We start from the raw sequence: 21,411 nt of genomic DNA, 5'->3' as shown, positions 1-21,411 counted from the left end.
TCGTCGGCGTCGTCGTACTAATCACACTCAACAATTCCCGTCGTCGACGTCAGTAAAATCATGCGCGTAATCAGGTGATGTGATTTTGCTGGTGGATTTCGGAGTGATTCAGGGCAGGGTTTCTATGTTGATTGTGCGGTGAGATTGCGTCAGACCTTCGCTCATAATCGATTGGTCCGCAGTTCAAGTCTGCGAGGGGCCACCATATTTCGAAAGGCGTAGCAGGTTAATACCTACTACGCCTTTTTTGTATCTTATATCTTTGGGTACAGTTGCGGTAACTCGTCACTAACCTCGTAATAGCTTTTCCTCTTCCCCTCTTCTTTAACTATTATCTGGCTTTCTATACGAGCAATAGAAACAAAATGTCTGCTCGTGATTTAAACCATTGACCCTCAGACAACTTCTGATAGGATGGACATATAAACGTATGGACGTCTAAAGCAAAAATGGAGCTACAATGAAAAGTATTGGTCACTTAAAGAAACTAGCTTTGATTCTCACGGCAGTAGTCGGCTTAAGCGCTTGTGGAGAAAAAGATGACTCTGTCATTAAAGTGGGCGCGACAGTTGGACCACATGCACAAGTAGTCGAGGCGGTAGCGAAGGAGGCTGCGAAGCAAGGTTTGAATGTCGAAGTCATTGAGTTTTCTGACTACGTGACACCTAATGCCGCTCTTAGCGATGGTAGCATCGATATTAATAGCTATCAGCACCAGCCATTTTTAGACAACTTCAACAGTAGCCATAACGCCCAATTAGTATCAATTGGTCAGTCCATTCTTATGCGTATGGGGCTTTATTCCAATAAGTATCGCTCACCGCAAGAGCTTCCAAACAATGCACGTATAGCGCTTCCAAATGACCCTACCAACGGTGGTCGTGGTCTGTTGCTACTCGCCGATGCAGGTTTAATTGAGCTGAAACAGGGTGTTGGCCATAAAGCCGCCCTAACTGATATCACAAAAAACGCAAAATCATTTGAATTTGTCGAGGTAGATGCCGCTCAGCTACCAAGAACATTAGATGATGTGGACGCGGCTGCGATTACAATGAACTACGTAATGTCTTCTGGTTTAGATCCGAAGAAACAAAGTATCTATCTTGAAGCAAAAGACGCCCCATTAGCAGTCATGGTCATCGCCACTCGTGACGCAGACAAAAATAATGAAGCGTATAAAAAGTTCGTTTCTATTTATCAATCTCAAGCGATTCGTGATTACCTCGATCGCACTTTCAAAGGCACAATCGAAGCAGCTTTTTAATCAATAAAGCAGCGAATATTTTGCCCCACGAATCAGATAGAAAAGAGGCTAATGTTTTCTCATCGCCTCTTCTTTTCATTACTCACTAAATCGACTCATTGTCGACTTTCAGCCTCTAACTTCATTGCCAAATAAGCTTGGTCAGCAGAAACCAATTCAGGACGGTTAATCAACTTCCAGAGGAAGTATGGTGGGATTAAAAATACGATGAAGTAGAGAGATTCATGGAAGAAAACATCGGCTATCGTTTGCTGATGCTCCCAAAGTGCCGTCAGTGCGAAGAGCTCTAACATCACGCCTAATACGCCAAAGACGACAGAGACAACAATCGCTAAACCCAGTAGTTCTCTAACAAAGTGCTTGTATGCCATGATACTAATTCCTTCTAGCAATAAGTCATACTAACTTACGCTCATAAGAAACAAGTGAGCTTGATTATTATCAAACTCACCTCATCACTGTTAAGAACTTAGTTTTATAAAAAAGTACTTGTATATAGCGTCATCGAAGACTGATTTCCCTATCACAGAGCATAGATACCTCTACAAATAGAAGGTGATGGAACGACCAACTATTGACTATATGAGCGCAACTTTAATCAGATAAGTAATATTGAACCGTCGATACCACTCGTACTTTCTTAATGTAAGGCGTGTTGCTGTCTCGGTCATAAATCGAGAACTGCCCTTGAGTTGCACGTTTGATCTTACCCAGTGAACTTTGTGAGTCTTTCGCAAATTTCTCAGCCACTTCACGCGCATTCTTAGTCGCTTCTTCGATCATGTCTGGCTTCACATCATTCAGCTTAGTAAAGCTGTACTCAACACGATTTGCATAAGGATCTTGGTTAAGCAAAACGCCTTGTTTTCCTAACTCACCTATTTCATTGATTGCCGCTCGAACAACATCAACACTCTGGCTGTAAACCGTAACGGTTCGCGAGGCCAAATAACGATACTCAATGTCTTGCTCGCTCCCATATTGCTGTGCTTTTCTGTCAATGACCGCTGGGGAAGAGAGGGAAACGCTGGTTTCAGGAAGCCCTTTGGCACTTAGAAAGTCCAAAATCAAACGGGTTTGCTGGTCAATTTCATCAAACATGGCCCCCATATCATTACTCGCTAGAGTAAATTGAATCGGCCAAATCACCGTATCAGCAGGATACTCACGCTCCGACAAACCTTTTACTGTCACGACTCTTTCATAGGCTCGGTATTTCACCGCCGTCTGCTGCATAAAATAGCCAAGGATGCCAAGACCAAGTATCAAACTTAGCCCAATCCAAAGTGCTGCTTTATTGGAAACTCGTTCCATTATTTCCCCCTGATAAATATCAACTTAGCTTAATCTTTGTTCTAGATAAGATAGCCTATCTATTATTTTAAGAGGGAGACATAACGCGAGTTTTGATTCATAGCACAGTGATATACCGTTTTCTTTAGTCAATAAAGCTTCATTGGTTTGTCACCAAAGGCTCATACTTTTGCCTCTTAACTGTCATCTGTAATTTCTACTATCCAATCAGCAACTTGTACGCTGAGGTAAATATGGATAGTTCAACCCCTTTTCGTCTCCCTCGTAAAACGCCGTTTGGCATTGGTGAAAACGTTGCTGAATGGGCAACCGGTTTAAACCAACTCGATAAGTTCTACGCCCAACGCCCCGTTAATGCCGATACCAAAACTTTTCTCCGCTTCACGCTGGATATCTTAGGTATCGATTATCGCATTGCTCATGGTTCACTCGACTCAGTACCTAAACAAGGAGCTACCGTCATTGTGGCGAACCACCCGCTTGGTTGTGTGGAAGGCGTCATCTTGGCCGAACTCTTGTTGATGGTACGAGACGATATCCAAATTCTAGCCAATCAATACCTGAAAACCGTACCAGAGTTAGATCAGCTCTTCATTGGTGTCGATGTGTTTGAAGGCAGAGACGCCGTCAAATCGAATATGAAGGCCCTCAGAGCGGCTAATAAACACCTCGCAAGTGGCGGCTTATTGCTTGTCTTTCCTGCCGGTGAGGTTTCCCAGTTAGTCGATGCCAAACAGCAACGCTTGGAAGACAAAGCGTGGAGTCGAAGCGTAAGTAGCCTGATCCGCAAAAACAAAGCAACGACAGTTCCAGTATTCATCAGTGGTCAGAACTCGAAACGCTTCTATATGGCAGGGAAAATCCATCCACTTTTGCGTACCCTAATGCTCGGGCGGGAGCTACTGAACAAACATGCACAAACCATCAACTTGTCTTTTGGCCAAGCGATTAAATTCAAAGAGATCAACACACTTAACGATGATCAAGTGGTGAACTATTTGCGGCTCAACACTTACTTGCTCAATCGTGAAACCCAATCAGTTAAGCCTTCTTCTTCATCAGAACTGCTCTCTCCAATAGCGGCAGGGTTACCCGTAGGCGAATTGCTTGAAGAGCTGAACAACTTACCAAAAGAGTCCAAGCTGCTAACAAGTGGTGAGTTCGATGTTTACTGCACGGAGTCGCAGAGTATCCCTTCCCTACTGCATGAAATTGGTCGCCTACGTGAGCTCAATTTCCGACAAGTTGGCGAAGGGACTGGACTAGCAATAGACATTGACCATTTCGATCATGATTACCTGCATCTGTTTGTGTGGGACAGAGAGAACCAATGCTTGGTGGGCGCGTATCGTTTAGGTCTGGTTGATCAACTGATTGAAAAGCGCGGCGTAGCAGGTCTGTATTCACGAACGTTGTTTAACTATGACCAACGCTTTATCGACCAAATGGGTAAATCCATTGAGATGGGGCGCTCTGTGATTGCACAGCAATATCAAAAGAGCATGAGCGCGCTACTGCTACTGTGGAAAGGCATCGCAACGTTCGTTCATCAAAACCCAGATTACACTCACCTATTTGGTCCGGTAAGCATTAGCAACGATTATAGCGATACTGCACGTCAATTACTGGCTCAATCAATGACACTGCACCACTACGACAACAATTGCGCAGAGTACGTCACACCTTCTAACCCACTTCCTGAGCACCACCGTGACTGGAACACCAGCATGCTTACTGCTCTGGGAGATTTACAGTTACTATCACGCGTAATTGCCAGAATCGATGAAGGAAAAGGTGTCCCCGTTTTACTGCGTCAGTACTTAAGCCTCAATGGCAAACTGGTGTGCTTCAATGTCGACCCTGCATTCAATAACGCTCTAGATGGGTTAATTACGGTGGACTTGCGCGATGTTCAAGAAAAGACGTTGGCAAGGTATATGGGACGCGAACAAACTCATGAATACCTCACCTATCATGCTAATAGCAACCATAAGTAAGAGCAGTGAGTAAGAAGGGAGTTGTGAGTCAATAAAAAGCAGTGTAGCGACTCTCTTTTACTTTTCTATCAATTAGATAAGAGCACTTCGTGAAGCACGCCGAAAAGACTCTTATAAATACATTCTATCGAAGAGTCGCAATGACATTGATCACACCAATCCCGTCGCAAACTTTCACAAAATACCAAAAACGACTCAGATCACACTTTATATCCAGACTAAACCAACACAAAATGTGACATTGATCGTTACTGGTATTTAATTCGAATTTCAAAAGAAATCAAAAGTGATCAAAGTCACAAAATATTTTGATTTTAAATTTGTCAGAAGATCGGATTGATCACTAAGATTTTTATTGACAGATTTGAAAGTGGCTTTTTGTTATTAAGTTACAAGTTAATAAGTTGAACTTGGTCACTTAAAAACCGTTTCTCAGCCTAAGAAATGCGGGCGTAGATCACGAAAAACCCGTTGTCAGTTCCAATTGGAAAATGTGTGGTAAATTGATTGGGTACTAAGCAATCAAACAAACGGTTTTGGCGAACCGTTTACTACAACAAGATTCATCAGAACATCGAACGGGGAATTGTTATGATATCACCAGATGCCAAGATCAAGATACAAAATTTTGGTCGTTTTCTGTCAAACATGGTAATGCCAAACATCGGCGCGTTTATCGCGTGGGGCTTTATCACTGCTCTATTTATTCCAACTGGATGGCTACCAAACGAAACGTTAGCTTCTATGGTTGGCCCAATGATTACCTACTTGCTGCCACTACTTATCGGTTACACCGGTGGTAAATTAGTTGGTGGCGATCGTGGTGCGGTAGTCGGTGCAATCACAACAATGGGTGTGATTGTCGGTACAGACATCCCAATGTTTATGGGTGCAATGATGGTCGGCCCAATGGGCGGCTGGGCGATCAAGAAATTCGATAACTACATCGATGGTAAAGTAAAAAGTGGCTTCGAGATGTTGGTTAACAACTTCTCTGCGGGCATCATCGGCATGCTATGTGCGATCCTTGCTTTCATCTTTATCGGTCCATTCGTAAAAATTCTTTCTGGTGGCTTGGCGGCAGGCGTTAACTTCCTAGTTTCTGCTCACCTACTACCACTAACTTCAATCTTCGTTGAACCTGCGAAGATCCTGTTCCTAAACAACGCGATCAACCACGGTATCTTCTCTCCACTGGGTATCCAACAAGCGTCTGAGACAGGTCAATCGATCTTCTTCCTAATCGAAGCAAACCCAGGTCCTGGTCTAGGTATCCTGCTGGCTTACATGGTTTTTGGTAAAGGTACGGCTCGTCAAACTGCAGGTGGTGCGTCAATCATCCACTTCTTCGGCGGTATCCACGAGATTTACTTCCCATACATCCTAATGAACCCTCGCCTAATCCTTGCGGCTATCGCAGGTGGTATGACTGGCGTATTCGTTCTCACTATCTTTAACGCAGGTATCGTTTCTCCAGCATCACCGGGTTCCATCTTTGCAATCTTGTTGATGACTCAGAAAGGCTCAATCGTTGGTGTACTAGCGTCTATCGCTGCAGCAACAGGCGTGTCATTCGCCGTAGCAGCACTGCTAATGAAGACACAAACGTCAACAGAAGAAGACGGTGATGAAGCAGCCCTAGAGAAAGCAACATCACAAATGAAAGACATGAAATCTGCATCTAAAAACGATGCGGTGGTAAACAGCCAAAGCAAAGGTGACGTAGACCTAGCGACAGTACAAAGCATCATTGTCGCTTGTGATGCGGGCATGGGCTCGAGTGCAATGGGCGCGAGCATGCTACGCAAAAAGGTTCAGGACGCAGGTCTGAACATCCACGTAACCAACCTTGCCATTAACAGCTTACCAGAGAGTGCAGATATCGTGATTACTCATAAAGACTTAACGGATCGTGCACGTAAGCATGCTCCAAACGCACACCACATTTCATTGACTAACTTCCTAGACAGCGAAATGTACAACCAGCTAGTCACCAAACTACTAGCAGCACAAAACCAATCCGCAGCCAATGACGACCAGATGGTAAAAGTGTCAGTCATGGCGGCGAACGACGACAGCTTTGAGCCACAACAACCATCGGTATTCCAAATCCAACGTGAGAACATTCACCTAGGTTTGAAAGCAGCCAACAAAGAAGAAGCCATTCGCTTTGCAGGCAACAAATTGGTTGAACTTGGCTACGCAGAACCAGAATACGTAGACGCGATGTTTGAGCGTGAAGCGCTGGTTTCAACGTACCTAGGCGAATCTATCGCAGTACCTCACGGTACGGTAGAAGCGAAAGACCGCGTGAAGAAAACTGGCATTGTAATCTGCCAATACCCATCGGGTATCCAATTTACTGAAGACGACGATGATGTAGCGAAACTGGTTATCGGCATTGCCGCTAAGAACGATGAACACATCCAGGTGATTACCACCATTACAAACGCGCTCGATGAGCCGGAGGCAATTGAGAAGCTAACTAGCACCAACGATGTGGAAGAGATTCTGAACATCCTTGGCGGCCAGCAAGCGGCTTAATCACTCCCTTTAATTTGCTCCTGAGCAAACCGAGGTCAGCTGTCACCCCCTATGCGGTTGGCCTCACCCTAAATTCGTTTAGTCAACATTTCAGACATTGGTAGGTAAGAATTATGAAAAACGCAGTTCATTTTGGCGCAGGTAACATTGGTCGTGGCTTCATCGGTAAACTATTAGCAGACGCAGAAATCGAGGTGACATTTGCAGACGTTGACGCTCCACTCGTCGATCAGCTGAGCCACAAGCAAGAATACAAAGTAAAAGTGGTCGGTACTGAGTGCCAAATCGACACAGTAACTCACGTCACCGCGGTTAACTCAGCTAGTGAAGATGTCATCGACCGCATTGTAAAAACCGACTTGGTAACAACAGCAGTGGGCCCTAACGTACTGGACATCATTGCAAAAACCATCGCTACCGGCATTGCTAAACGCTTTGCAGCAGGTAACGATAAACCATTGAACATCATCGCGTGTGAAAACATGGTTCGTGGCACCACACACCTAAAAGGTGAGGTGTACAAACACTTAGATGAATCATTGCATTCAAAAGCAGACGAGTTGGTTGGCTTTGTCGATTCAGCGGTAGACCGCATCGTGCCACCAGCAGAAGCGGCGAACGATGACCCACTAGAAGTGACGGTAGAAAGCTTTAGCGAATGGATTGTGGATGAACAGCAATTCAAGGGCGAAATCCCTGATATCGCAGGCATGGAAAAAACCAACAACCTAATGGCATTTGTAGAACGCAAGCTGTTCACTCTCAATACAGGTCACTGCATTACCGCTTACCTAGGTTGCTTGAAAGGCCATCGTACTATTCGTGAAGCGATTGAAGACCCAAGTATTCATGCTGAAGTAAAACAGGCGATGCAAGAGAGTGGTGAAGTGCTGATCAAACGTTACGGTTTCGACCGTGACATGCACAATGCTTACATCGAGAAGATTCTAGGACGCTTTGCCAACCCATACTTAGTGGATGAGGTTGATCGCGTAGGTCGTCAACCAATTCGTAAATTAGGTGCAAACGATAGATTAGTGAAGCCTTTACTCGGTACAATTGAGTATGGCACTGAAAATCAAACACTTTTGAAAGGCATTGCCGCTGCGTTGAAGTACACTAACGACACTGACCCACAAGCCGTAGAGCTACAAAACTCATTAAAAGAAGTGGGAGTGAAGAAGACGCTAGCGACATACACAGGTCTTGCAGAAGACAGCGATGAAGTGGCTCAAATCGAGACACTTTACAACCAACTTTGATTTACCTAGGGGAGCTCGGCTCCCCTTCTATGTCCTTCTCTGCTTGAAGAGTTGGGATAGCTAATAATTAGAAATGTATTCAGTATATGGCAGATAACATCAACGAAACCGAGATCATTGAGCGATTAAACAGCGCACCATCGGTACGAGGCTTTTTCATTGCAGCAGTCGACGTTTTTAACGATTCGATCGACGGGTTGGTGCAAAGAATCTTTCGTAAAGATAACTTCGCTGTTCAATCGGTTGTCGGTCCGCTGCTACAAGACTCTGGACCACTGGGCGATCTGTCTGTTCGTTTGAAGTTATTGTTTGGCTTGGGAGTGCTCCCCGATGACATTTACCACGACATCGAAGACATCATCAAACTCAAAAACCAACTCAATAGTGACGCTTCAGATTACGAATTCACTGACCCGAATATTCTAGAACCAATTAAGAAACTGCACTTGGTGAAGAAAATGGGCATGGTACAACTGGAAGTCAGCGAACCAGATGACGACATCGACCTTGAGTTTTATCAGCTACAACTGCAACGTCAACAACAAATCATTAAGTCAGGGCTCTCACTTGCCATTGTCGAGATTTGCAATGAGCTCGGCAAAGACAGCCCTTTTTAATCGAAAAACTGGCAAGGAAGCCTCCTCAACTCGCCCCTCTTTTTGCACATTCTTCTATACAACGTGCGTGAAAGCCATCACAGTCCATATTCCGATGTCTCTGTAACATCAGACCAATCTATCGCTAGTATTGAAACGGTATCGCATGCTTTCAATCGAAGACACTAAAACTAAGTGGGAGTTTTTCCAGAAACACCACTGGGTATCTCCAGAATTTTCCCGCACTCCCGTCCTCGAGTCGTGGGAGCGTTGCATAAAGCAATGCAGCCCTTACACCTGGTCAAAACCACATATTGCCTCTGGATTTACCTTCTCATCTCTAATGAAGCGCAACGAACATCTCATCGAATGCGCCACGACCGTACTTGAAGATACGTACGATATGCTTGGTGACGAAGACCTGGTATTGATGGTAACCGATGGCAACGGCTGTATTCTCTCCACCGTCGGGCACGACTCTATGCGACAAGAGATGCAAACGCTCGGCATAAAACAAGGCTGTTTTCTCTCCGAAGGAAAGATAGGCACAAATGCAGTCAATCTCTGTATCAACACTCATATCCCGTGTGAAGTTTTTGCTGCCGAACATTTCAATCGCCACTTGCACTCTTATGCCTCTGTAGCGGCGCCTGTTTTTGACCAATTTGGCAAATTACGCGGTACAACATGCCTTTTCAGAAAAGCGGAAAGCTATAAGAAAGAAGACTTAGTCATCATCGCGTCGAGCGCGAAAGAAGTCAGCTTGCAAATCCACATTCAGTCGGAACAAGAAAACATGAACCGCCTCACTTGTGCGCATAACGCAACGTTAGAGTGCATGGATGACGGCCTTCTAGCGTGGGATGAAGAAAATCGCATCACCATGGTAAATCACCAGTCCGAGCGTTTGTTAAACATTGAAGCCAGTCAGGTCTTGGATAAAGAAGTCTTTTCTGTTTTACGCTTCCCACCGAATGTCCTTACTAGTATTGAGTCAGGTGCGAGCATAAACCGTAAACTCACAACGGTAGAGGTTCGTGGCGAGTTTGTTGAAGCGATCATCACCTTGCGTCCACTCAACGACGGCACACACTTATTGTTCTTGCACCCTATCGATAAAATTCGCGAACTTGCTCAACAACAAATAGGTGGCAGTGCGCGCTATACGTTCAGCACTTTGCCCGTCATTTCACGAAAAATGAAGCATGTCATTACCGTGGCAAAACGGGCCATAAAGTCCAAATCACCGATTCTAATTACAGGTGAAGAAGGCGTAGGAAAAGCCACTCTCGCCATGGCGATTCATAACGAAAGCACCTACAAAGAAGGGCCGTTCATTACGCTCAACTGCCGCTCCATCAATACAGAGCAACTGGTCAAAGAAACCCTGGGGTATGACGAAGGGCAAGGCATGCCTTCAAAGTTTGAGCTCGCCCATGGCGGTACGCTCTTTTTAGAAAAGGTGGAATATCTGTCACCCGATTTACAAGCCGTGCTACTTAAGTTGTTAAAAACTGGGCTCGTCAGCCGCAGCGACAGTTTGCGATTGATCCCCGTAGATTTTCAACTTATTACCAGCACCGCTTCAGAGATCAGCGAGTATGTCACTCAGCGCTCATTTGGTCGGCAACTTTATTATGAAATCTCCTCGAACGAGCTGCATATTCCACCACTACGAAAGCGTAAAGAAGACATTGAATTTCTCGTCCAGCAGCTTATCAGCCATTACGAACGCCGCCACAATGTGACGATCTCGATAGAGCCAGTCGCACTGGAAGCGTTGATGAATTTTCGTTGGTCAGGCAATAACTCCGAATTAAGAAACCGAACTGAGCGAATTTTGCTGAACCGCAGTTCGAACTTAATCAAGCTGAACGATATTCCTGAAGACATTAAACTGAATTCTTGCCATACCGCAGAAAATACGCCAGTAATCACGTTAGAAGAAGCCGAGAGAAGAGCTATCGTTCAGGCTTGGAATCAGTGTGATGGCAAAATGCATGATATGGCGAAAGCATTGCAAATTGGCCGCACTACCTTATGGAGAAAAATTAATAAGTTTGGGCTGCAGGAGCAAATGAAGCTGTATTAAGCCAAGAAGTGGCGTTCCTACAAAAAGTAAAACCGGCGTAAGCACGCCGGTACAGATATACTAACGATAAGATATCGACTAAACATCGACAGACAACTGACGAATCTGCGCTTTTAGTCCCGGTAGCAGACTCGCACTGGCGCTGAATTTTCGCAACCCCACGCGAAGCAATGTTTCTGTGGCATTTGGATCGCCAGCCATCTCACCACACATACTAACCGGTATACCCGCGCGATCGCCTGCTGCACACGTGAGCTCAATGGCTTTTAGTACCGATGGTTCAAAGTAGTTCACCAATTCAGCAACAGCGGCGTTACCTCGATCGGCGGCCATAACATATTGAGTCAAATCATTGGTGCCAATAGAGAAAAAGTCGACTTCTTGGGCTAACGCATCAGCATTTAACACCGCGGCTGGTACCTCAATCATAATACCAACGGGCAAATGAGTCACATCCAAGCCGAGTTGGTTCGCTTGATGCGCCAACAGCACTTTTACTTTTCTCACTTCTTCAACCTGAGCCACCATCGGTATCATCAATTGAATATTCGGTTGCTCGTGAAAGGCTCTCAGAATGGCTCGAAGTTGAGCGGTAAACAATGACTCATGTTGAAGGCACAACCGCACCCCTCTCAAACCTAAAAATGGATTATCTTCTGCTGGCATAGGATAAGCGGCTAAAGGCTTGTCACCGCCAACATCTAGACTACGAATCGTAAGTGGCTTATCACCAAGTGCGGCGGCAATATCACGATACACTTGGTATTGCGCTTCCTCAGTCGGCAACTCATCACTGTTTTGAAATAGAAACTCAGTCCGGAATAGACCAACGCCCTCAGCTCCTGATGTTAGTGCATCATCAATATCTTTCGGTCCACCAATATTGGCGAATACTGGAATATGGACACCATCACAGGTGACTGCGACTTGCTGAGCACTCGCTAGTGCACTCTGTCGGGAGTTTTGCCACTCAATTTGCTGAGCTTCTAATTCCTGCTGTACGGCATCTGAAGGAGAGAACCATAAATGCCCTCGGAAGCCATCAATAGTCACCACTTGACCAGCACGCACAGCATCAAGGCAGCCCTGAGCTTTAACGATGGCAGGAATACCCATCGCACGAGCAAGAATCGCACTGTGAGAGGTTTTCCCTCCCTCACTCAAACAGATACCAAGCACTTTCGATTTATCAAGCCCGGCCACATCAGAAGGCATCAGGTCGCGGGCCAACAAAATACTCGGTTCCTGAATGTCGATGGCATTAGGCGTTACGCCTGTCATTTCGACCATAACTTGGCGTGCTATATCATGCACATCTGCTTCGCGTTCCCGCATGTACTGACTTTCTGCCTGGCGAAACTCTTCGGCCAACGTTTGCAGTGATTCTACCCAAGCTTGCTCGGCTATCATGCCCGTTTGAATTCGCGACTCGACCGATGCCCATAATTCTGGGTCACTGAGCATCATGCTATGAGCGGAAAATATTTCCCCTTTCGGCTGCTTCGCTTGCTCCTGCAAGTGTTGAAAAACCACGCCTATCGCACGCTTAACCCGTTCAATTTCATCTTGTTCACTTTGGAAATCACGTTCAGGCACTGCTGGCATTTCATGAGTAAAAAGGACAGCAGGAGCAGTAGCGATACCGTCATTGACTCGAATACCAACAACAGCACCTTCAATCTGATTTGAGGCCATGCCATCGAGCAGAGTATCTGAACTTTCTTCAGGTTCGATAATGCCTTGCTCAACCGCCTCTTTTTCTCCGAAGTGCTCACTAGTTAAGGCTTCAAATGCCTTGATTGCTTCACTGGATTGAGGTCCAAGTGCGCATAAGGTGATCGTCTCTTGACTACGAACGCCAAGTTTCGCAATGCTGTTCAAGCTTTTCGCGTTCACACGGCGCTCGCCTTTTTTCAACCATAATTGGCAGTCGAAAGGCGCGAGTGCACCAACAATGGCCGCAGCGGGACGAGCATGTAATCCATGCGGATTTTGCACTACCCAATCAAATGTCCGTTCTTGCTCAAAGTTTTCTGATACTGGCGCTATCTCAGCGGATGTTAGTGGCTGATCACCAAGATGCTCTCGTTTTACGCTTAACGCATTCTGTGCCTCTTCGACTACCGTCGATAAAGGTAGCCCGGCAGCAGCAGCCACCGACGCCGCCATGGTCCCTTCAACAATAGGTGCCGAGATAAGGGTGACATTTTCCCTCACATGATCATCAATCAGATCCAGAGCCATTTCCGTGCTAAGCAACGCGCTGCCAAGATCCATCAACACAACAACCCCTTGTTGATCTTGTACCTGCTCAATCGCTTCCATCACGGCAATGGCATCGGTTCCGATCGGGTTCTCTGGATCATCAATCCCAGCAGCAATCGCAAGCTTGGCTTTGCCTTGCGTCATTTGGGTGGCAAGTTCTGCCACCCCTTCGGCAAGGCGACGACTATGAGATACAACTACAATTCCCACCATCTTAATTACCTGCTATTGCCTGCTGTAGTGCTTTAATCATTAACAAAGAAGAGGTTGCACCGGGATCTTGGTGGCCAATACTACGTTCCCCAAGATAGCTTGCTCGCCCTTTTTTCGCCAACATTTCAATCGTGGCAACCGCGCTCGTTTCTGCTAGCTCAACCATTTCATTCAGTAAGTGATCGGCGCTCATGCCATTTTCTAACGACGCCTTCACGCTAACTAAAACGGGTAACCAAACATCACACATGGTTTTATCACCCAGTTCCGCTTTACCACGAGACACCACGCCATCCACACCGCTTTTTAGTGCATCCACTAACTCTTCAAACGTTAATTGCTCTCGAGTTCCGACAGCGGCAGCCGTACGAATAAACAGCGTGCCATACAGCGGGCCACTTGCCCCACCGACACTAGAAAGCAAGGTCATGCCCGTATTCTTGAGAATGCTGCCGATATTTTGGTCCGCAAATTGCGGCAGTTTTTCAGCAACTTTTTTAAAGCCACGGCTCATATTGAGACCGTGGTCGGCGTCACCAATATCACGATCAAGGTCGGTCAGAAAATCTTGATTCTCTTGATACGTTTTTGCACATAACTCTAGCCAGTGAACGATATGTTGTTTTTCAATTTGCATGTTTGCTCTCCCCTGTTACCACTTGATCGCGGCCGTATCGACAGGAGCATCAAACAGCTCCAACATCTCTTTGTCTGCCTTCAGCAACGTAATCGAAACGCCTTCCATATCGAGTGACGTACAGAAGTTGCCAACCATATTACGCACGATACGGAACCCTGCTTGCTCGCAGTTATGAGCCAGACGACGGTACACTCCGTAAAGCTCTGAAGTTGGCGTACCACCCATACCATTCACCATCACGATGTAGTCGTGCTCAGCGGCGAAAGGCTCAATGCTGGATTCCACTTCATCCCATTCACCTTCGTCACGATTCCAAATACGCAATGTGCGCTGATAAGGCGTGTTTTCAGCAACTTCAGCAAACATCTCATCCACTAACGTATCGGCGTCGGTGTATTTCACTCGCTTGATACCTGGTTCACCATGGATACCAACACCAAACTCAACTTCATCATCTTCCAGAACAAAAGATGGTTTACCTGCTGCAGGTACAACACAAGCATTAAGCGCCACGCCAAATGAACGACAGTGGTTATTAACGCGACGAGCCAGTGCTTCACATTGCTCCAACGAATAACCTTTGCTCGCGGCAGCCCCAACTAACTTTTCAACCAATATCGTTCCAGCGACGCCACGGCGACCAGCGGTATACAGGCTGTCTTTGACTGCAACATCGTCATCCACCAACACCGACCCAACTTTGATGCCATCGGTATGAAGCAACTCCACGGCCGTTTCAAAGTTCAACACATCACCGGTGTAGTTTTTAATGATAAACAGCACGCCCTCACCGGTATTCACTTGGTTGCCACATTCGTACATTTGATCAGGCGTAGGTGAAGTAAATACCTCTCCTGGGCAGGCGCCTGTCAGCATGCCTTTACCAATAAAACCAGCGTGCAAAGGTTCATGACCACAGCCACCACCAGAAACCAGTGCCACTTGCCCCGGTGTTTCCTCGTGCCACATGTAACGAGGTTCGTAGTTCGCTTTTAGCTCTGGGCGAGATAAAGCCAGACCTTCCATTTGCTGCAATACAACATCATCAACTTGGTTAATTAACTTTTTCATCGTTCTATCTCATTCCATTTATATTTTTATGTAGGGTATGAATTCATCTTAAACAGAGAAAAAGCGTGCTCAACAAAAATCAATCCGTTTCATATTGAAACAAAAACTTCGGTATTATTGTTTCAATATGAAACGAAAAACGACAAATTTTCTTAAATAGTGATCGTCGCCATAAAGCATGCTGATGCTTATTACTTCTGACAGTCGGTTTGACACAGAGGTCATAAAAGCATGGAACAAAACCAGAGATATCCTTCACCACTTACCACACCAAACCTAATATAAACCTTATTCCTACAATGGATATTCATTGCAGTCCAAAACACACATAAAAAGGTTAAAGGTTTGAATTATGGACAAAATTATTATCAGCCCAAGCAAATACGTCCAAGGTGAACAAGTACTTACATCTATCGCTCACTATGTGAAAACATTGGGTGAACGTCCGTTAGTAATTGCCGATGAGTTCGTGACTAACCTGGTTGGTGATGACGTCAAACAAAGTTTTGCTGACGAAAAGCTTCCACTCTCTATGAACATTTTTGGTGGCGAATGTTCGCGCGTTGAGATTGAACGCATCACGGACATTTGTGCGACTCAAAAACACGATGTCATTGTCGGTATTGGTGGCGGTAAAACGTTAGATACAGCAAAGGCTGTTGCGTTTTACACCAAAATTCCTGTCGTGGTGGTTCCTACGATTGCCTCGACTGATGCGCCAACCTCAGCGCTTGCGGTGATATACACACCTGAAGGTGAATTTGCAGAATATTTGATGATCCCTAAAAACCCAGACATGGTCATCATGGATACGTCAGTCATCGCCAAAGCTCCTGTTCGCTTACTTGTATCGGGGATGGGCGACGCGCTTTCCACCTACTTTGAAGCTCGTGCCAACATGACTTCTGGTAAGGCAACAATGGCTGGTGGGTTAGCGACGCGTTCAGCACAAGCGCTTGCGAAACTTTGCTATGAAACCTTGCTTGAAGATGGTGTAAAAGCAAAAGCTGCGGTAGAAAATGGTGTGAGCACCAAAGCGGTAGAAAACATTATTGAAGCCAATACATACCTAAGCGGTATCGGTTTTGAAAGCAGTGGTCTAGCGGGTGCTCACGCTATTCATAACGGCCTAACTAAGCTTGAAGAGTGTCATCATCTCTATCATGGTGAGAAAGTCGCGTTCGGCACACTAGTTCAGCTGGTACTAGAAAACGCAGCGATGGAAGAGATTAATACGGTTCTTGCATTCTGCCGCTCTGTAGGTCTACCAACCAACTTATTTGATATGGGCGTTAAAGAGCTTAACCACGCTAAGTTGCGCGAGGTCGCCGAAGCCTCAACGGCCGAGGGAGAAACCATCCACAATATGCCATTCCCAGTGACGGCAGAAAATGTCTACTCTGCAATTCTAACCGCTCACCAGTTGGGTCAATAACTCACCCCCTTAAAGTGGGCTTAAATAAAAAAGCGGCACATACTCTCGCATGTGCCGCTTGGATTTTTGCTGTTAAGCGTAATTACTCAACCGTCACCGCTTTCGCCAGATTACGTGGTTGGTCTACGTCCGTACCTTTGATCAGTGCTACGTAGTAAGACAGCAACTGCATAGGGATGGTGTAGTAGATCGCCGCCGTGATTTCACTAACGTGAGGCATTGTGATGATCTTCATTGTCTCATCGCCTTCGAAGCCTGCGTCTGCATCTGCGAATACGTATAGAAGGCCGCCACGCGCACGCACTTCTTCAACGTTTGATTTTAGCTTTTCAAGTAGGTCGTTGCTTGGTGCAACCACAACAACTGGCATGTCAGCATCAATTAGGGCCAGAGGACCGTGTTTCAGTTCACCCGCCGCGTACGCTTCTGCGTGGATGTACGAGATCTCTTTCAGTTTTAGAGACGCTTCCATCGCGATTGGGTAGAACTCGCCACGGCCTAGGAACAATGTGTGGTGCTTGTCTGCAAAATCCGTTGCTAGTGCTTCAATTTCTTTCTCGAAAGAAAGTGCCGCGTTGATTTGCTTAGGAAGTGCATGCAGCGCTTCAACAATCTCTTTTTCTTTCTCTTTGCTGATGCGGCCTTGCTCTTTACCTAGTGCCGTTACCAACATAAGTAGTGCAGAAAGTTGAGTCGTGAACGCTTTGGTTGAAGCCACACCGATTTCAACACCAGCGCGAGTCATGAACGCAAAATCTGATTCACGAACCAGAGAAGAGCCTGCTACGTTACAAATGGTCATCGCCGCCATATAACCTTTCTCTTTTGCTAGGCGAAGAGCTGCTAGGGTATCAGCGGTTTCACCAGACTGAGACAACGTAATCAATAGGCTGTTTGGACGAGTCACAAACTTGCGGTAACGGAATTCAGACGCAATTTCTACATCACAGCTAACGCCTGCAATGTCTTCAAACCAGTAACGTGCCGTCATACCTGCGTTGTAAGACGTACCACACGCCACGATTTGTACGTGTTCTACTTTGCTTAGAATGTCTGCCGCGTGCACACCGATCGCGTCTGTCACAACAGAGTCTGCCGTGATACGACCTTCCATTGTGTTGATCAACGCTTTAGGTTGCTCATAGATTTCTTTTTGCATGAAGTGACGGTATTGACCTTTATCACCTGCATCATGCTCTGCGTTAGATTCAACAATTTCACGCTCAACTGGCTCACCCGTTGCATCAAACACAGTGACTTCACGGCGAGTAATTTCTGCTACGTCCCCTTCTTCTAGGTACATGAAACGGCGCGTAACGTTAAGTAATGCAAGTTGGTCAGACGCTAGGAAGTTTTCACCCACACCAAAACCGATCACGATCGGGCTGCCTGAACGCGCTACTACGATGCGTGAAGGATCTTTGCGATCCAACGCTACCGTGCCGTATGCGCCTTCAAGTTGTTTTGCTGTTTTTTGTACCGCTTCTAATAGCGTTTCTGAAGTACGAAGTTCCCACTCAACCATGTGTGCGATAACTTCTGTATCCGTTTGCGATTCAAACACGTAGCCACGAGATTGAAGCAGCTCACGCAGCTCTTCATGGTTTTCGATGATGCCGTTATGTACCACTGCGATATCACCAGACATGTGTGGGTGAGCATTGATTTCAGAAGGTTCACCGTGCGTCGCCCAACGAGTGTGCGCAATGCCAGTTCCGCCGATCACTTTTGCTTCTTCTACTGCATCAGCCAATTCTTGTACTTTACCCAAGCGACGAACGCGCGTTAGGTTTGATTCGCCATCAACAACCGCAACGCCAGCAGAGTCGTAACCGCGGTACTCTAAGCGGCGTAGACCTTCAACCAAAATTTCTGCAACATCTCGTTGTGCTACTGCACCTACGATTCCACACATGTGTTTATCTCCGTTTGTAGTTTTGTTCTTCCCTAGCCATGATTTCAAATAGAGGCAGCAAGCAAAGGCCTTTATCCAGAGGGAAGTGAAATATGAAACTGATTACATTATTAGGCGCAAATGACTTTCACGCCATGTTGTTCAATCTGTACTTTATGCTCTGCTTGGATATCTGCATCGGTCACCAACACATCAACTTGATGCCAAGCGAGCTCTAAGTTTGGGATCTTACGGCCGATTTTTTCGGACTCGATCATTACGATCACTTCACGTGACGCTTCTGCCATTACCTTACTTAAGCCAACCAACTCATTAAATGTCGTGGTTCCACGCTCGAGATCAATGCCATCCGCACCGATGAATAGTTGGTCAAAGTCGTAAGCTCGTAATACAGATTCGGCCACTTTGCCTTGAAAGGACTCTGAGTGCGTATCCCAAGTACCGCCAGTCATCAGCAGTGTCGGTTCGCTCTCTAATTCATTAAGAGCGTTAGCAACATGCAACGAGTTGGTCATGACCACTAAGCCACGTTTGTCATTCAACTGTTGAATCAGCGCGGCAGTCGTGCTGCCACTGTCGATCACGATGCGATTATGATCGCGAATCAATGATGCTGCTGCTTTTGCTAAGCTTAACTTTCGAGTCGAAACATTAGCGCCCAATTCTTCGTGAATGACTTCCTTTGGGATAGCAATCGCACCGCCATAGCGGCGTAGAAGTTGGCCGTTTTTCTCTAAAGAAGCTAAATCCTTTCTAATCGTGACCTCTGAGGTTTCGAATTTCTGAGCAAGTTCATCAACGCTGACTTCTCCTAGTTCAGAAACCAAGTTAGAAATGGCGTGTCTTCTTAATTGAGTGTTTCGTTTCGACATTTAAGTTTTTATTTTAAGTTTCGATGTGAAACTTATTATAGTCAAACCGAAACTTTCAAGTCCATTTATTTCGATCCAAAAAATTAATATTTCTCGATAAAACCTTGTCCTAAGACAATTCTTAAACAGTGATATTGGATTCATTCAGTGGTAGAATTCGCCACCGAAAAGAAAAAAAATTACAGAATTGAAGGCTATTTTTTTGCAACTTTCTGCATATAAAGTGGGATTAGTCACAAAAAGGTAACCAAAATCGCCGATCTTTTAGTCATAAAATGACTAAACTTGGTGAAAGACTTTCAGAATCTGAAGTTCTAATAATGAGACGAAAAATCGGTGGGTGACAGGTACTAAATGTCATCAAAAACGTCCTGACTTCAGAGTAAATAACCGACTTTCAAATTGTAACTATACTTACCGGAGAGTATCTTCCATGAAAAAGACCAAAATCGTATGTACGATTGGCCCTAAAACAGAATCTGTAGAGAAGCTAACTGAACTAGTTAACGCAGGCATGAACGTAATGCGCCTTAACTTCTCTCACGGTGACTACGAAGAACACGGCACTCGTATCGCGAACTTCCGTAAAGTAATGGAAGCTACTGGCAAACCACTAGCAATTCTTCTAGATACTAAAGGTCCAGAAATCCGCACTATCAAGCTAGAAGGCGGTAACGATGTTGATCTAGTAGCAGGTCAAGAATTCACTTTCACAACTGACACTTCAGTTGTAGGTAACAAAGATAAAGTTGCAGTAACTTACGCTGGTTTCGCAGCAGACCTAAACGTAGGTAACACTATCCTAGTAGACGACGGTCTAATCGAGATGGAAGTTATCTCTAAGACTGAAACTGAAGTTAAATGTAAAGTTCTTAACAACGGTGCACTAGGCGAAAACAAAGGTGTTAACCTTCCTGGCGTTTCTGTAAACCTACCTGCACTATCTGAAAAAGATAAGAACGACCTTAAATTTGGTTGTGAGCAAGGCGTTGACTTCGTAGCAGCTTCTTTCATCCGTAAAGCGTCTGACGTTCAAGAAATCCGTGAAGTACTTGCTGCAAACGGCGGCGAGAACATCCACATCATCTCTAAGATCGAAAACCAAGAAGGTGTTGATAACTTCGATGAGATCCTAGAACTTTCTGACGGCATCATGGTTGCTCGTGGCGACCTAGGTGTTGAAATCCCAGCTGAAGAAGTAATCTTCGCTCAGAAAATGATGATCGAGAAGTGTAACCGTGCACGTAAGATGGTTATCACAGCAACTCAAATGCTTGATTCTATGATCAACAACCCACGTCCTACTCGTGCGGAAGCAGGCGACGTTGCTAACGCGGTAATGGACGGTACTGACGCAGTAATGCTTTCTGGTGAAACGGCGAAAGGTAAATACCCTGTTGAAGCGGTAACTATCATGGCTCAAATCGCGAACCGTACTGACTCAGCGCTAAAAGCTGAACTAGGTTCTCGTCTAGACAGCCCACGCCTACGCATCACTGAAGCAGTATGTAAAGGTGCAGTAGACACAGCTGAGAAACTAGCTGCTCCACTTATCGTTGTTGCAACTGAAGGCGGTAAGTCTGCACGTTCAGTACGTAAGTACTTCCCAACTGCAAACATTCTAGCGCTAACAACTAACAAGAAAACTGCTGCACAGCTAGTTCTAACTAAAGGTGTTACTCCTGTAGTTGTTGATTCAATCGAAAGCACTGACGCATTCTACGTAGCGGGTAAAGAACTTGCTCTAGAATCAGGTCTAGGTAACAAAGGCGATATCGTTGTTATGGTTTCTGGCGCTCTAGTTGCTTCAGGTACTACGAACACAGCTTCTGTACACGTACTATAAGACTGAACTTTTAACACTTCAGTTTCTTGAGAAGGAGGGCTTATGCCCTCCTTTTTTATATGGCTTTCTTGCTCTCATAATAGGC

At 45.6% G+C, this 21,411-nt stretch carries 15 protein-coding genes; 8 read left to right on the top strand and 7 right to left on the bottom strand.

Features of this window, described 5'->3' with window-relative positions:
- Positions 1-460 precede the first annotated feature (460 nt).
- The gene (locus R7Z50_RS19160; RefSeq protein WP_318149210.1) at positions 461-1,264 is read left to right on the top strand and encodes a MetQ/NlpA family ABC transporter substrate-binding protein; all 804 of its coding nucleotides are present in this window, start codon (positions 461-463) and stop codon (positions 1,262-1,264) included.
- A gap of 95 nt (positions 1,265-1,359) precedes the next feature.
- Here R7Z50_RS19160 and R7Z50_RS19155 read toward each other — a convergent pair whose 3' ends face one another.
- The gene (locus R7Z50_RS19155) at positions 1,360-1,635 is read right to left on the bottom strand and encodes a hypothetical protein (RefSeq protein WP_005379716.1); all 276 of its coding nucleotides are present in this window, start codon (positions 1,633-1,635) and stop codon (positions 1,360-1,362) included.
- A 223-nt stretch (positions 1,636-1,858) separates the two neighbouring features.
- Positions 1,859-2,578 (bottom strand): SIMPL domain-containing protein, encoded by a 720-nt coding sequence (locus tag R7Z50_RS19150; protein ID WP_005379714.1) that lies wholly within the window; start codon positions 2,576-2,578, stop codon positions 1,859-1,861.
- 233 nt (positions 2,579-2,811) lie between these two features.
- On the opposite strand from R7Z50_RS19150, the gene R7Z50_RS19145 reads away from it, so the two are divergent.
- The 5 genes from R7Z50_RS19145 (at position 2,812) to dhaR (ending at position 11,069) form a co-directional block, all read left to right on the top strand.
- Positions 2,812-4,575: a lysophospholipid acyltransferase family protein gene (locus R7Z50_RS19145; protein WP_318149209.1), complete on the top strand. Its 1,764-nt coding sequence runs from the start codon at positions 2,812-2,814 to the stop codon at positions 4,573-4,575.
- 591 nt (positions 4,576-5,166) lie between these two features.
- Positions 5,167-7,119: a PTS mannitol transporter subunit IICBA gene (locus R7Z50_RS19140; protein ID WP_038893931.1), complete on the top strand. Its 1,953-nt coding sequence runs from the start codon at positions 5,167-5,169 to the stop codon at positions 7,117-7,119.
- Positions 7,120-7,232: 113 nt separating this feature from the next.
- Positions 7,233-8,381, top strand: coding sequence for a mannitol-1-phosphate 5-dehydrogenase (locus tag R7Z50_RS19135; RefSeq protein ID WP_318149208.1), 1,149 nt, complete (start codon positions 7,233-7,235; stop codon positions 8,379-8,381).
- A gap of 86 nt (positions 8,382-8,467) precedes the next feature.
- Positions 8,468-8,998 carry an MltR family transcriptional regulator gene (locus tag R7Z50_RS19130; RefSeq protein ID WP_005379708.1) on the top strand — a complete coding sequence of 177 codons (531 nt, stop codon included), beginning with the start codon at positions 8,468-8,470 and terminating at the stop codon, positions 8,996-8,998.
- Positions 8,999-9,143: 145 nt separating this feature from the next.
- Positions 9,144-11,069 (top strand): dihydroxyacetone kinase operon transcriptional regulator DhaR, encoded by a 1,926-nt coding sequence (dhaR, locus tag R7Z50_RS19125; RefSeq protein WP_213898403.1) that lies wholly within the window; start codon positions 9,144-9,146, stop codon positions 11,067-11,069.
- Positions 11,070-11,147: 78 nt separating this feature from the next.
- Here dhaR and ptsP read toward each other — a convergent pair whose 3' ends face one another.
- Genes ptsP through dhaK form a run of 3 tightly spaced genes read right to left on the bottom strand, consistent with a single transcriptional unit; the run spans position 11,148 to position 15,258 of the window.
- Positions 11,148-13,547: a phosphoenolpyruvate--protein phosphotransferase gene (gene ptsP / locus R7Z50_RS19120; RefSeq protein WP_318149207.1), complete on the bottom strand. Its 2,400-nt coding sequence runs from the start codon at positions 13,545-13,547 to the stop codon at positions 11,148-11,150.
- Position 13,548: 1 nt separating this feature from the next.
- Positions 13,549-14,184 (bottom strand): dihydroxyacetone kinase subunit DhaL, encoded by a 636-nt coding sequence (gene dhaL, locus R7Z50_RS19115; protein WP_318149206.1) that lies wholly within the window; start codon positions 14,182-14,184, stop codon positions 13,549-13,551.
- A gap of 15 nt (positions 14,185-14,199) precedes the next feature.
- Entirely contained in the window at positions 14,200-15,258 is a 1,059-nt protein-coding gene (dhaK, locus tag R7Z50_RS19110) for a dihydroxyacetone kinase subunit DhaK (RefSeq protein WP_318149205.1), read from the bottom strand.
- 352 nt (positions 15,259-15,610) lie between these two features.
- Here dhaK and R7Z50_RS19105 point away from each other — a divergent pair, with 352 nt between their 5' ends.
- On the top strand, positions 15,611-16,693 hold the full coding sequence (locus R7Z50_RS19105; RefSeq protein WP_137281688.1) for a glycerol dehydrogenase: 1,083 nt from the start codon (positions 15,611-15,613) through the stop codon (positions 16,691-16,693).
- A gap of 82 nt (positions 16,694-16,775) precedes the next feature.
- On the opposite strand, the gene glmS is transcribed toward R7Z50_RS19105, so the two are convergent.
- Both glmS and R7Z50_RS19095 read right to left on the bottom strand, forming a co-directional pair.
- Positions 16,776-18,608, bottom strand: a complete 1,833-nt coding sequence (glmS, locus tag R7Z50_RS19100) for a glutamine--fructose-6-phosphate transaminase (isomerizing) (protein ID WP_033906046.1) — start codon at positions 18,606-18,608, stop codon at positions 16,776-16,778.
- A 110-nt stretch (positions 18,609-18,718) separates the two neighbouring features.
- The gene (locus R7Z50_RS19095; RefSeq protein WP_005379701.1) at positions 18,719-19,480 is read right to left on the bottom strand and encodes a DeoR/GlpR family DNA-binding transcription regulator; all 762 of its coding nucleotides are present in this window, start codon (positions 19,478-19,480) and stop codon (positions 18,719-18,721) included.
- A gap of 433 nt (positions 19,481-19,913) precedes the next feature.
- Between R7Z50_RS19095 and pykF the strand changes: the two genes are divergently transcribed.
- Positions 19,914-21,326: a pyruvate kinase PykF gene (gene pykF / locus R7Z50_RS19090; RefSeq protein WP_005392243.1), complete on the top strand. Its 1,413-nt coding sequence runs from the start codon at positions 19,914-19,916 to the stop codon at positions 21,324-21,326.
- The last annotated feature ends 85 nt before the right edge of the window (positions 21,327-21,411 follow it).

Source organism: Vibrio sp. 1249-1 (genome assembly GCF_033340495.1).
The sequence above is the reverse complement of the archived record's forward strand: the minus strand, read 5'-3'. Positions and strand labels throughout refer to the sequence as shown.

Coding starts and splice junctions, on each gene's coding strand:
- R7Z50_RS19160 (WP_318149210.1), top strand. CDS start 461: ATGAAAAGTATTGGTCACTTAAAGAAACTAGCTTTGATTCTCACGGCA.
- R7Z50_RS19155 (WP_005379716.1), bottom strand. CDS start 1,635: ATGGCATACAAGCACTTTGTTAGAGAACTACTGGGTTTAGCGATTGTT.
- R7Z50_RS19150 (WP_005379714.1), bottom strand. CDS start 2,578: ATGGAACGAGTTTCCAATAAAGCAGCACTTTGGATTGGGCTAAGTTTG.
- R7Z50_RS19145 (WP_318149209.1), top strand. CDS start 2,812: ATGGATAGTTCAACCCCTTTTCGTCTCCCTCGTAAAACGCCGTTTGGC.
- R7Z50_RS19140 (WP_038893931.1), top strand. CDS start 5,167: ATGATATCACCAGATGCCAAGATCAAGATACAAAATTTTGGTCGTTTT.
- R7Z50_RS19135 (WP_318149208.1), top strand. CDS start 7,233: ATGAAAAACGCAGTTCATTTTGGCGCAGGTAACATTGGTCGTGGCTTC.
- R7Z50_RS19130 (WP_005379708.1), top strand. CDS start 8,468: ATGGCAGATAACATCAACGAAACCGAGATCATTGAGCGATTAAACAGC.
- dhaR (WP_213898403.1), top strand. CDS start 9,144: ATGCTTTCAATCGAAGACACTAAAACTAAGTGGGAGTTTTTCCAGAAA.
- ptsP (WP_318149207.1), bottom strand. CDS start 13,547: ATGGTGGGAATTGTAGTTGTATCTCATAGTCGTCGCCTTGCCGAAGGG.
- dhaL (WP_318149206.1), bottom strand. CDS start 14,184: ATGCAAATTGAAAAACAACATATCGTTCACTGGCTAGAGTTATGTGCA.
- dhaK (WP_318149205.1), bottom strand. CDS start 15,258: ATGAAAAAGTTAATTAACCAAGTTGATGATGTTGTATTGCAGCAAATG.
- R7Z50_RS19105 (WP_137281688.1), top strand. CDS start 15,611: ATGGACAAAATTATTATCAGCCCAAGCAAATACGTCCAAGGTGAACAA.
- glmS (WP_033906046.1), bottom strand. CDS start 18,608: ATGTGTGGAATCGTAGGTGCAGTAGCACAACGAGATGTTGCAGAAATT.
- R7Z50_RS19095 (WP_005379701.1), bottom strand. CDS start 19,480: ATGTCGAAACGAAACACTCAATTAAGAAGACACGCCATTTCTAACTTG.
- pykF (WP_005392243.1), top strand. CDS start 19,914: ATGAAAAAGACCAAAATCGTATGTACGATTGGCCCTAAAACAGAATCT.